10 protein-coding genes are annotated in these 11,641 nt (G+C 44.1%); 8 read left to right on the forward strand and 2 right to left on the reverse strand.

Going from position 1 to position 11,641, the window contains the following annotated elements; genetic code table 11:
* Positions 1–5 precede the first annotated feature (5 nt).
* The 8 genes from H6571_15745 (at position 6) to H6571_15780 (ending at position 7,607) form a co-directional block, all read left to right on the forward strand.
* The gene (locus H6571_15745) at positions 6–614 is read left to right on the forward strand and encodes a TetR/AcrR family transcriptional regulator (GenBank protein ID MCB9325194.1); all 609 of its coding nucleotides are present in this window, start codon (positions 6–8) and stop codon (positions 612–614) included.
* A gap of 32 nt (positions 615–646) precedes the next feature.
* A complete protein-coding gene (locus H6571_15750) occupies positions 647–1,156 on the forward strand; it encodes a hypothetical protein (protein MCB9325195.1) in 510 nt (169 codons plus the stop codon).
* 127 nt (positions 1,157–1,283) lie between these two features.
* Positions 1,284–2,561 (forward strand): TolC family protein, encoded by a 1,278-nt coding sequence (locus H6571_15755; GenBank protein MCB9325196.1) that lies wholly within the window; start codon positions 1,284–1,286, stop codon positions 2,559–2,561.
* Between the two features lie 53 nt (positions 2,562–2,614).
* Positions 2,615–3,532, forward strand: coding sequence for an HlyD family efflux transporter periplasmic adaptor subunit (locus H6571_15760; protein ID MCB9325197.1), 918 nt, complete (start codon positions 2,615–2,617; stop codon positions 3,530–3,532).
* Positions 3,533–3,535: 3 nt separating this feature from the next.
* The gene (locus H6571_15765; protein MCB9325198.1) at positions 3,536–4,474 is read left to right on the forward strand and encodes an ABC transporter ATP-binding protein; all 939 of its coding nucleotides are present in this window, start codon (positions 3,536–3,538) and stop codon (positions 4,472–4,474) included.
* The gene (locus H6571_15770; GenBank protein MCB9325199.1) at positions 4,446–5,252 is read left to right on the forward strand and encodes an ABC transporter ATP-binding protein; all 807 of its coding nucleotides are present in this window, start codon (positions 4,446–4,448) and stop codon (positions 5,250–5,252) included. Before H6571_15765 ends, H6571_15770 begins: the two co-directional genes overlap by 29 nt.
* A gap of 112 nt (positions 5,253–5,364) precedes the next feature.
* A complete protein-coding gene (locus H6571_15775; GenBank protein ID MCB9325200.1) occupies positions 5,365–6,471 on the forward strand; it encodes an ABC transporter permease in 1,107 nt (368 codons plus the stop codon).
* Between the two features lie 11 nt (positions 6,472–6,482).
* Positions 6,483–7,607, forward strand: coding sequence for an ABC transporter permease (locus tag H6571_15780; GenBank protein MCB9325201.1), 1,125 nt, complete (start codon positions 6,483–6,485; stop codon positions 7,605–7,607).
* Between the two features lie 3 nt (positions 7,608–7,610).
* Here H6571_15780 and H6571_15785 read toward each other — a convergent pair whose 3' ends face one another.
* Both H6571_15785 and uvrA read right to left on the reverse strand, forming a co-directional pair.
* Positions 7,611–8,639 carry a nucleoid-associated protein gene (locus H6571_15785; protein MCB9325202.1) on the reverse strand — a complete coding sequence of 343 codons (1,029 nt, stop codon included), beginning with the start codon at positions 8,637–8,639 and terminating at the stop codon, positions 7,611–7,613.
* A gap of 77 nt (positions 8,640–8,716) precedes the next feature.
* Positions 8,717–11,566 (reverse strand): excinuclease ABC subunit UvrA, encoded by a 2,850-nt coding sequence (gene uvrA, locus H6571_15790; GenBank protein MCB9325203.1) that lies wholly within the window; start codon positions 11,564–11,566, stop codon positions 8,717–8,719.
* Positions 11,567–11,641: the final 75 nt, after the last annotated feature.

Below are 11,641 nucleotides of genomic sequence, written 5' to 3' on the forward strand. Positions count from 1 at the left end.
AGTTAATGAGTGAAAAGCAACAAACAGAGTTGGTCATAAAGGAAGCGGCGAGGCAGGTTTTTCTCCGAAAAGGATTTTCAGGAGCCAGGATGCAGGATATTGCCGACAATGCCGGCATCAATAAAGCATTACTGCACTATTATTATCGGTCCAAGGAAAAACTATTTGATGTGATCTTTATGGAGCAGTTCAGTGAATTGATCGGTCAATTAAAGCAAGGACTGGATAGTGGGCTGGATCTGTTTGAAAAAATAGAGTTCTTCATTGACAAGTACATCTCCGTATTGGAAAAGAATCCTTATTTGCCTTTGTTTGTGATCAATGAGATCAGTAAGGATCAGGAGAGGTTTATCGGAAGAATAAAAAAATTCGATGCTTTTCCGGAAGCGGCGGCTATGGTGGGCATGATGTTGCAGGCCATGGAGGACGGCAAGATTAAAAGGTACCATCCTTTTCATTTACTGATGAACATTATTTCGATGTCGGTATTCCCTTTTTTGGCCAAACCAATGTTGATTTCCATTTCCGGAATCAGCGAGGCCGACTGGAAGGAATTGATGAAAGAGCGTAAGGAAGAGGTGAAGCGATTCGTTTTTAGCGCACTATCCGTTTAGGTTATTATTTTGAAAACACATAAAATTGAATCATGCAGAAGTTGAAATTAATTTTTTTATTGGCAACAGCGTTGTTTATCACCAGCTGTGACAACAATAACAGTGTTGAGACCGGAGTCGATTCTGAAACCAATGCCGCGGCTAAAGGCCACTCTGAATCTTCAATGGTTCCTGGGGTCAGTGATAAAAATGCACCTGTTGCAGAGGTTTCTGTACAGCTTGATCACGGAAAAAAATGGAGAGCCAATGCAGAAACGACCGAAGGGATACAGAAAATGATTGCGAGCGTAAAAGGAGCCATTGCCAATGAGGTTAACGATATTTCAGGGTACAGGGCTTTGGGAGCTTCGCTGCAAAAGGATTTTAATGCCATTTTTGAAAAATGCACCATGACAGGAGATGCCCATGAGCAATTGCATAATTACCTGCTTCCCATGGTGGATATGGTGAAGACCTTTGAATCAAAAGACGCAGCGGCCTGCGAAAAGACCTTGCCGGAACTTAAAGAACACCTGGGAAATTATTATTTGTATTTCGAATAATTTCTCTTCAATTGAAGATAAAGAGCAGGGTAAGCCTATATTGTAATCTTGCGATTCAAGTGCTTACCTGCCATTTTTTTGCCTTGTATTTAACCAGGTAGTTAAATCTTTTAGTAAAACATTAAAAATGAAGTCAGTAACCTTAATTTTAGTAACGCTGCTGCTGTTGGTGTCCAATCTGCATGAATTATATGGCCAACAGAAAATCAGCCTGGATCAATGTTATCAATGGGCGGAGACATATTACCCTTTGGCGAAGCAAAAAGGGTTAAACGAAGCCTATACCCAGGTGCAAATGGATATTATAGAAGCGGACAAAAAGCCAAAAATTTCCTGGAACGCCCAGGCCAGCCTTCAGTCAGAGGCTTTGAAGGTCAATTTTCCAATACCCGGAATTGATCCGATAGAATTGCCGATCTACAAATTACAAACCACTTTAGATGCAGGTTACTTGCTTTATGACGGTGGTTTGGCGAAAGCAAAGCAGGCCGTTGAACAGGCCGGGCTGGCCGCTAAAAACCAGGCCATTGACGTCGAATTGTACCAAATCAAGGATCGTATTGATCAATATTTTTGGGGATTGGCGATGTTGGGGGTTCAGGACAGTATTTTGTTGAATGCCGGCAAAACTATTGACACCAAGCTAAAAACACTGGAGGCAGCGGTTGAGTTTGGGGTGGTTCTGCCTTCCCAGGTAAAAAAATTACAGGTAGAAAAACTCAAACTTGAAACACAACGGGAAGCCCTTGCCGGAAAAAGGAAAAGTTTGTTGTCTTTGCTTTCAGAAGCTACCGGGCAGTCCCTGGAAGAATCAGTGGAACTTGTTTTACCTGAACTGGTTTCAGAAGTCTTGACGACCACCCTTGAACGGCCCGAGCAAGCCCTGTTTGATTTTCAAAAGCAACAGATACTTTCCAATGCTGCCATGCTCGATGCCAAAAAGAAACCCAAAGTCAGTGCTTTTATTCAGGCGGGACTCGGTTATCCCAATCCTTTGAATTTCTTTGACGATTCGGTGAGCCCATTTGCCATTACGGGGGTGAAGTTTGCCTGGGATATCTTTGATTGGGGAGCGACCGATAAGCAAAAGCAGGCGCTTCAAATACAGGCGCAACTGGTGGACAATAAGCGGGAAACGTTCGAATTTAACCTCAATGCACTCAGGGGGAAGTACGTGGAAGAGGTAACGGCTTTGGAAAATCAGCTTTTAACAGATAAGGCTATTGTAACCTTACAGGAAGATATCCTCAATGATTATTCCTCTCAACTGGATAACGGGGTCATTACCGCCACCGATTATACTACCCAGTTGAATGAAGGCATACAGGCGCGGTTGCAACTGGAAGTCCATCGATTACAAATACAACAACTCAAATCAGAATATCTAACTAAAATGGGAAGATAGGTTTTTCTTCTTCCGTGGTTATTGAAAAAAAGAACAACAAAAAATTAAGACAGATGTATAAATTCAGCTTAATCCTATCAGCAATTGGCATAATGGTTTTTTTCTCCTGCGGAAAGGAGGAAAAACGGGCAGATGCCTATGGTAACTTTGAAACGACCAGTACTATTATCAGTGCCGAGTCCAATGGAAAATTATTGTCCCTGAATGTAGAGGAAGGACAGGTCATGGAAGCCGGCCAACTCGTCGCCGTGATTGACACGACTCCATTGGTTTTGCAAAAACAACAATTGCTTTCCCGCATCAATGCCATTCGCAGCAAAACCCAGGATCCGGGTCCACAAATCGATGTGCTTAAGGAGCAGAAGCAAACCCTTTTGCATGAACAACAGCGCATAAAAAATCTATTGGCGGATCAGGCGGCCACTCCAAAGCAACTGGATGATATCACCGCACAGATTGCCATTGTAGACAAGCAGATCGATGCTGCAAAACGGCAGGCCGGGACCGCGAATACAGGAATACTCAGCGAAATCGAACCGGTGCGTACCCAGATCGATGTGCTGGAGGAGCAGATCAGGAAATGTTACATCTATAATCCGGTCAAAGGAACCGTTTTAACCAAACTGGCCGAGCCTTCAGAAATCGTCGCCTTTGGAAAACCTTTATACAGGATTGCCAACCTCGAAACTTTGACACTAAGGGCTTATGTCAGCGGAGACCAGTTGGGTTCAGTGATGGTAGGTCAGCAAGTGGAAGTTTTGACCGACGGACCGGACGGTACCATGGAACGGCAAAAAGGAACGGTAAGCTGGGTTTCCGAAACCTCGGAATTTACCCCAAAAACCATCCAGACCAAAGCAGAAAGGGTAAACCTGGTGTATGCGATTAAGATCATGGTAAAAAATGACGGATCCCTTAAGATCGGTATGCCGGCAGAAGTAAATTTCCTTTCCACCACCAGCAACCAGTAATTTATGGAAAATCATCACGCCATCACGGTAAACAACATCAGCAAATCCTACGGGGAAGAGCAGGCTCTTCGTGACATCAGTTTTGACGTGGAGCAGGGGGAAATATTCGGGCTCATCGGACCAGACGGCGCAGGAAAAACTACCTTGTTCAGGATTTTAACCACGTTGATCCTGGCGGATAGCGGGAATGCCACCGTCGAAGGGAAGGATGTCGTTAAAGATTTTAAAAAAATCCGGAAGACCATTGGTTATATGCCGGGAAGGTTCTCCCTCTACCAGGATCTGACGGTTTTGGAAAACCTGGAATTTTTCGCTACGATCTTTGGTACGACCATTGAAAAGAATTACGATTTGGTCAAGGAAATTTATCAGCAAATCGAACCTTTTAAAAATAGGAGAGCCGGACAACTTTCAGGAGGGATGAAGCAAAAACTGGCCTTGTCCTGTGCGTTGATCCACAAACCGGAAGTGTTGTTCCTCGACGAACCGACCACCGGGGTGGATGCCGTATCCCGGAGTGAATTCTGGGATATGTTGAAACGGTTGAAGAAAAAAGGGATCACGATCCTGGTTTCCACGCCTTATATGGATGAAGCCAGCAGATGCGACCGAATAGCACTGATCCAGAAAGGACAGATTTTGTCCATTGATACGCCGGAAAAAATTACACAACAGTACGATCTCAATTTGTATGCCATTTCTTCGGATAACCGCTACCGCCTCCTGCAGGATTTGAGGACTTTTGATCAGTCGGAAACCGTTTTTTCTTTTGGCCACAAAATGCATTTATCGACCAAAAAACCATTGGACGAATCTTCCCTCCGAAGTTATCTGACGGATCAAGGTCACCAGGATATTGAGGTCGATAAAATTTCGGCAGGCATTGAAGATTGTTTTATGGAATTGTTGCGGGATGAAGGGGTCGCGAGTGGGCGGGATTAGCCTGGAGTGGCAAGAGGTTGGTATTAATAAAGAGAAAATCAAAAAAATAGTGGAATACGCAATAGAAGTAAAGAAGTTAACCAAGAAATTCGGGGCTTTCACCGCTGTGGATGCCATTAGCTTTGAGGTGAAACCGGGGGAGATTTTCGGATTCCTGGGGGCCAATGGAGCGGGAAAAACGACGGCCATGCGGATGTTGTCGGGCCTTTCGATGCCGACTTCCGGAGAGGCCAGCGTTGCTGGATTTGATGTGTACCTGGAACAGGAAAAGATCAAAAAGAATATCGGTTATATGAGTCAGAAATTTTCTCTTTATGAAGATCTGACCATCAATGAAAATATACGTTTTTTTGGAGGGATTTACGGCCTTCCGTTGAGGGAGATAAAAGCCAAAACAAAAGTGCTTTTGCAGGAACTCCAGCTGGAAGGTTCGGCCAGGAAGCTCACAGGATCCTTGCCCTTGGGCTGGAAGCAAAAACTGGCTTTTTCGGTAGCCCTTTTCCACAATCCCAAAATTGTATTCCTCGATGAACCTACCGGCGGGGTGGATCCTATTACAAGAAGGCAATTCTGGGAGATGATTTATGCCGCTTCTGAAAAAGGGGTGACGGTTTTTGTGACGACCCACTACATGGATGAAGCTGAATATTGCGACCGTGTTTCCATCATGGTGGATGGGGTAATCGCGGCCATGGATACTCCTTCGAAGTTAAAAGAAAATTTTAAGGCGGCTTCCATGGATGAGGTGTTTTTGAAATTAGCTAGAGGAGCATCATAAAAGGGAAAAGTAAAAAGACTAAAGACTAAAGTATCATTTATCAAAGGATAAAATAACCCGCAACAAGCCACCCAGTAACCAGATATCCAGCAACCAGCAACCAGCAACAAGTATGAAAGTATTTATAGCATTTGTAAAAAAAGAGTTTTTCCATATCCTGAGGGATAAGCGGACGTTGCTTATTCTTTTTGGGATGCCTATTGTTCAGGTTTTAATATTTGGATATGCCGTGACGAATGATTTTAAAGGTGCAACCATTGCTGTCTTTGATCAATCTAAAGATGATTTGAGCATTGAGCTTACCGAACGATTGGAAGTGAGCGGTCATTTTAAAATTGTCAAATCCATTAAGACACAGGACGATATCCACAATGCTTTTAAAGCAGGAAAAATAAAGCTGGCCGTTATTATTCCGCCAGATTTTTCAGCAAAATTTTATGGAGCAGGAAATGCCCCGGTTCAGTTCATCGCTGACGGGACAGAGCCCAATACCGCTACGATGCTGATCAATTATGCCTCGTTAATGTTACGGCAATTTCAGGCGAAAAAGCAGGAAGGTTACGTTATGCCATTTGCTATTGGCATAGAAACGCAAATGGTTTATAATCCCGAATTAAAAAGTGTTTACATGTTTGTTCCCGGGGTGATGACGATGATTTTATTGCTTATCTCCGCCATGATGACCTCCCTTACCCTGGCACGCGAAAAAGAACTGGGAACGATGGAACTGCTTTTGGTCTCTCCTCTGCATCCCATGTTGATCATAATCGGAAAAGTAACCCCTTACATTTTACTTTCCATGATTATAGGATTGTTTATTCTGGCGATGGGGGTTTTCATTTTTGGCGTTCCTGTGATAGGCAGTCTTGCATTACTGTTGTTGTTAAGTTTGTTGTTCATCATTACTTGTCTGGCATTGGGTATATTCATTTCCTCCATGACGAATAACCAGCAAACCGCCATGATCGTATCGCTCATGGCCCTGATGATGCCGACCATGCTGCTTTCAGGGTTTGTTTTCCCCATAGAGAGTATGCCTAAATTACTCCAGGGGATCTCGTATATCGTTCCCGCCAAATATTTTATTGTCATTTTGAAAGACATAATGTTGAAGGGCAGCCCCTTTAGTTTTATTTGGAAAGAAGTCGCTTTTTTGGGAGGGATCACCCTCATTTTTCTGGGGCTAAGCCTTAAGAGTTTTAAAATAAGAATTGAATAAACAGCAAATATATGCGCACGATATTTATCATATTAAAAAAGGAATTGTTGCAGGTCTTTCGCAATAAAGCGATGTTGCCTATTTTAACGGTTATCCCTATAGTGCAGCTCATTTTGTTGTCTTATGCTGCGAGTAATGAAGTGAAAAATCTGGGGCTCGTCATTTACGATGCCGACCATTCTGATTATTCCAGGCAGTTGCGGGATAAGTTTGCCGCCTCAGGGTATTTTGTCCTTAAGGCCATGACAGACGACATGGAAGGCGCCGATGTTTTATTGCAATCTGACGAAGCTGACATTGTGTTGAATATTCCTGCCGGTTTTGAAAGAGATTTGTTGCGAAACCAGGTGACAGAAGTTCAGTTGAGGGTAAATGCCATCAATGGTTCAAAAGGGGGACTGGCCGGTTCTTATGCCGCTACGGTTATTGGTGATTTTAATAAACAAAAATTACCGGAGGCTCTTCGTACCGCTTCGGTGCGGGTGCAAAAAATGCCCGGATTTAACGTTACTTTCTCCAATTGGTACAATCCCACACTGGATTATAAAATTTTCATGGTACCGGGAATCCTGGCTGCCCTGGTCACAATATTAACCTTGTTATTATCCGCAATGAATGTGGTGCGTGAAAAAGAATTGGGTACCATAGAACAAATCAACGTTACCCCGATATTGAAATACCAGTTTATCATAGGGAAATTAATACCATTTTTGTTCATCGGCCTTTTTGACCTGGTGCTGGGACTCGCCTTTGCCAAGCTCTTTTTTAATATCCCCATTGTTGGGGACTTATGGCTGATCTTCGCTTTTTGTATCGTAAATATTATTGCTATTCTGGGAATAGGGTTGCTCATCTCAACTACGGCAGATACTCAGCAACAAGCGATGTTCATCGCCTGGTTTTTTATGATGATTTTCCTGCTGATGGGAGGACTTTTTACCCCGGTGGAAAGTATGCCAAAGTGGGCGCAGTATTTTACTGTTCCCAACCCGATTTATCACTTCGTTGAAGTAATGCGTATGGTGATGCTTAAAGGCAGCGGGTTCCAGGATATTAAACAACATTTTTATATCATGGGAGGACTGGCTGTGGGGATCAATGCTTTGGCGGTTTGGACTTATCGGAAACGGGGGTAGTGGTTAACTCTCCTCGTCGTAAAACAAAGTGTAATATCTCATGCCCTTTGCATCATTATAGCCCTGTTCAATGTTGCTCTCGTTGCCGTGAACATAGATATGGAAATTCTTATCCAATTTAATGACGCTGCGGAAACGTCTTTTGACATCTTTAAAGGCATCGGTTGAGATCTCAAAACTATCCGCAACAGGAATATCTGTTTCCCGGGTATAATTTTCTTTATAGGTTTTAAAAGTAGAAGCGGTTTCCGGGTTGGAGAAGACTTCCGCCTCAAATGTTTGGCTGTCGAAATTCTCATTATTGGCGAAGTAATGGATGGTATTGTTCTTCACCTCTATCTGTTCATGGGTGCTGATCTCATCGTTGCTTTCCGCAAAATGCCTGGCCATGTTGAGAAAATTCTGAGTGTAGTGATAATTGTCTTCCCGGGCTTTTATGTGTAAAAAAGCCATTTTCCAGTATTCGGCTTCCTGGGATTTTGTGTCAACAATACTTACAATATACCCGTCGGTTTTTCCGGAATTAAAAATGATACATCCTTTATCCAGTTTGTTGATATTGACACCGGTATCAAAGCCAATTTCAAATCCGTCTTCTTTCTCATCAACTTTGAGGTAGGTGTCCTTGTTTTCTGTTTTAAACAAACCGATAGCATCCACCAATTCATCTTCCACCACACAATCCTTCAGCAATACCACATAAAATTCACCGCCGTTTATTTTGGGGTGATTAGACTGTTCATAGAGGTGTCGGCCAATATTTTTTGATTGTTCCAAAAGGGTTTCCGGGTTTTCGAAAATCTTGGACGCATAAGAAAAAACTTCGTTCAGTTCAATATCGGTGCTGTGGGCAAAGTTGTAAAATATTTCATTTTTGAAAGGACTCAGAAAGTATTTCAACAGCAGTTCTTTCATGAGTTCACTGCCCAGGTACAGCTCGTTTTCAGAAAAACGGGTGCCTTCCTCCCTTGCCTTATTACCAACCTTATGAACAAAGGTTTTATCTAATCTTACATTTGAAAAATCTATCATTGCTGTTTTTACTTAATTTACCACATAGACACATAGCTATTTTTTTTCTATGTATTCTATGTGACTATGTGTTAAAATTAAAGTTCTAATTTCAAAAACCGTCCTGTATGGCTGGTTTTGTGTTTCGCCACCTGCTCAGGAGTGCCTTCACAAACGATGTTTCCTCCACCATTTCCACCCTCTGGGCCGATATCGATGATGTGATCCGCCACCTTGATGACATCCATATTGTGCTCGATAACGATGATGGTGTTTCCCTTTTCAACCAGTTTGTTGAGTACGGCCAGCAGGTGTCTAATGTCTTCAAAATGTAAACCGGTGGTTGGTTCATCGAGAATATAAATGGTATTGCCGGTATCTCTTTTCGACAACTCTTCGGCCAGTTTTACCCGTTGAGCTTCTCCGCCAGACAACGTGGTGGCCTGTTGGCCGAGGGTAATGTACCCGAGACCGACTTCGTTCAGCGTTTTGACTCTCCTGTAAATTTTAGGTATGGCCTTGAAGAATTCCACCGCATCTTCAACGGTCATATCCAGCACATCACTGATTGATTTTCCTTTAAAAAGAACCTCCCTTGTTTCCCGATTGTAGCGGAGCCCCATACATTTTTCACAATGCACATAAACGTCTGGCAGGAAATTCATCTCGATTACCCTCATTCCCGAGCCCTGGCATTCTTCACACCGGCCGCCTTTAACATTGAATGAAAACCTTCCTGGTTTATACCCCCGGATTTTTGCCTCAGGTAAATCGGAGAACAATTTCCGGATGTCGGTAAAAAGGCCGGTATAGGTGGCCGGGTTGGATCGCGGCGTTCTGCCGATGGGGGATTGATCAATTTCGATTACTTTGTCGAGGTGTTTAAGGCCTTTAATGGAGTCGAATGGCAGAGGTTTCCCCAGGCTGTTATGAAACTCTTTTCTAAGGATGGGGTAAAGCGTCTCGTTGATGAGGGAAGATTTCCCACTGCCGGAAACTCCCGTGATACAACAAAATACCCCCAGGGGAATTTTTAGGGATACATTTTTCAGGTTATGCCCGGTAGATCCTTTGAGTTCCAAAAACTTCCCGTTGCCTTTGCGGCGTTTTTCCGGAATCTCAATGCGGATTTTATTGGTCAGGTAATCCGCGGTTAGGGTATGTACGTTTTTCAGGAAATCTTTTGGCTTTCCGGCGCCCACCAGTTCCCCTCCGTGTTTTCCTGCTCCTGGTCCCAGGTCGATGAGGTAATCAGAAGCCAGCATGATGTCCTTATCGTGTTCGACCACGAGCACGGAATTGCCAATGGAGGCTAATTCACGAAGGGCCTCTATGAGTTTCTGGTTGTCACGCTGATGCAAACCGATGCTGGGTTCGTCGAGAATATAGGTGATTCCCGTGAGCTGGGAACCAATTTGTGTGGCCAGCCGGATCCGTTGGGCTTCTCCTCCTGACAAGGTACGGGCCGGTCGGTCGAGGGCCAGGTAGTCCAGCCCTACATGTAACAAAAAGGTCAGCCGGAAACGGATTTCCTTGAGGATTTCAGTGGCAATCACCAGCTGGCGCTCACTCAGGTGACCTTCGATTTCATTCATCCATTGGTTCAGGTCCGAAAGGTCCATGGCCGCGAGGTCGGCAATATTTTTTTCATTGAGTTTGAAATGGAGGGCTTCCTGTTTCAGTCGTTGTCCCTGGCATTCCGGGCAAATGTCGATGGTCATGAATTCTTCGGCCCAACCCCGTATTTTTTCAGAAGTAGAATCTTTGTACCAATGCGTCAACATTTTGATCAGGCCCTCATGGGCAAGATCATAAGAGTAGTCATTGGTGGGGTTGACGGCAATTTTAAAGCTTTCGTCTCCTCCTTCCAGGATAGTTTTCAAAGCCTCCTTCGGGAGATCTTTGAGGGGGGTTGAAAAACTGAATTTGTATTTTTTGGCTATAGCCCGCAATTGTTTGAACGTGAGATTGTCTCTAACCTCTCCAAAGGGAACGATAGCGCTATCATTGATGCTTTTGGAATAATCAGGAATGACTTTTTCCATGTCCACGGCATTTACTTGCCCCAATCCTTTACACGTTGGACAATAACCATAGGGCGAGTTAAAGGAAAAGCTGTTGGGAGAGGGCTCATCATAGGAGATGCCTGACGTTGGATCCATCAGGTGTTTGCTGAAAGTAGCGACTTCCTCCGTATCAAAATCCATCACCAGCAACAATCCATTGCCCATTTTCAGGGCAGCATCCAATGATTCATTAAAGCGGTCGTTGTGTTTGGGACCAATGGTTAACCGGTCCACTACCACCTCAATGTCGTGAACCTTGTATCGGTCAACCTGTAAATTAGGGGTGATTTCGATGATTTCTCCATCCACCCTGACCCGTGAATATCCTTGTTTTCGGGTGTACTCGAAAAGCTCCCGGTAATGGCCTTTACGCCCTTTTACCAGGGGGGCGAGCAAGGCGATCTTGCGCCCGGCATATTGGGTCAGGATATGATCCTTCATCTGGGCTTCGGTATACTTGATCATTTTCTCCCCCGTTATGTAGGAATAGGCCTCACCGGCCCTGGCAAACAATAACCTCAGGAAGTCGTAAACCTCCGTCACAGTACCCACCGTTGATCTCGGGTTCCGGCCTGTAGTCTTTTGTTCGATGGAGATTACCGGGCTAAGTCCCGAAATATGCTCTACATCCGGGCGTTCCATTTCACCGATAAATTGACGGGCGTAAGCGGAGAAGGTTTCCATATAACGACGCTGTCCTTCGGCGAAAATCGTATCAAAAGCCAGGGAGGATTTCCCACTACCGCTGATTCCAGTGATGACCACCAGCTGGTTGCGGGGAATTTGCAGATCAATGTCCTTGAGGTTATGCACACGGGCACCGATGACTTCGATGAAATCTTCAGAAAAAGAGTTTGGATCAGATGGATTATTATTAGTCATGGACGCCTGAATGTTTATTCCTGAACAACTTGCCAAAGCAGCTTGTTTTATGATTGTAGCTCAAACCGCAAAAAT

The sequence above is a fragment of the Lewinellaceae bacterium genome, from assembly GCA_020636105.1.
In the GTDB taxonomy this organism is placed as follows: Bacteria; Bacteroidota; Bacteroidia; order Chitinophagales; family Saprospiraceae; genus BCD1.

What these genes read in the sequence shown, in the direction of transcription:
- H6571_15780 (MCB9325201.1), top strand. Translation starts at nt 6,483, where the DNA reads ATGCGCACGATATTTATCATATTAAAAAAGGAATTGTTGCAGGTCTTT.
- H6571_15775 (MCB9325200.1), top strand. Translation starts at nt 5,365, where the DNA reads ATGAAAGTATTTATAGCATTTGTAAAAAAAGAGTTTTTCCATATCCTG.
- H6571_15785 (MCB9325202.1), bottom strand. Translation starts at nt 8,639, where the DNA reads ATGATAGATTTTTCAAATGTAAGATTAGATAAAACCTTTGTTCATAAG.
- H6571_15755 (MCB9325196.1), top strand. Translation starts at nt 1,284, where the DNA reads ATGAAGTCAGTAACCTTAATTTTAGTAACGCTGCTGCTGTTGGTGTCC.
- H6571_15760 (MCB9325197.1), top strand. Translation starts at nt 2,615, where the DNA reads ATGTATAAATTCAGCTTAATCCTATCAGCAATTGGCATAATGGTTTTT.
- H6571_15765 (MCB9325198.1), top strand. Translation starts at nt 3,536, where the DNA reads ATGGAAAATCATCACGCCATCACGGTAAACAACATCAGCAAATCCTAC.
- H6571_15770 (MCB9325199.1), top strand. Translation starts at nt 4,446, where the DNA reads ATGAAGGGGTCGCGAGTGGGCGGGATTAGCCTGGAGTGGCAAGAGGTT.
- H6571_15745 (MCB9325194.1), top strand. Translation starts at nt 6, where the DNA reads ATGAGTGAAAAGCAACAAACAGAGTTGGTCATAAAGGAAGCGGCGAGG.
- uvrA (MCB9325203.1), bottom strand. Translation starts at nt 11,566, where the DNA reads ATGACTAATAATAATCCATCTGATCCAAACTCTTTTTCTGAAGATTTC.
- H6571_15750 (MCB9325195.1), top strand. Translation starts at nt 647, where the DNA reads ATGCAGAAGTTGAAATTAATTTTTTTATTGGCAACAGCGTTGTTTATC.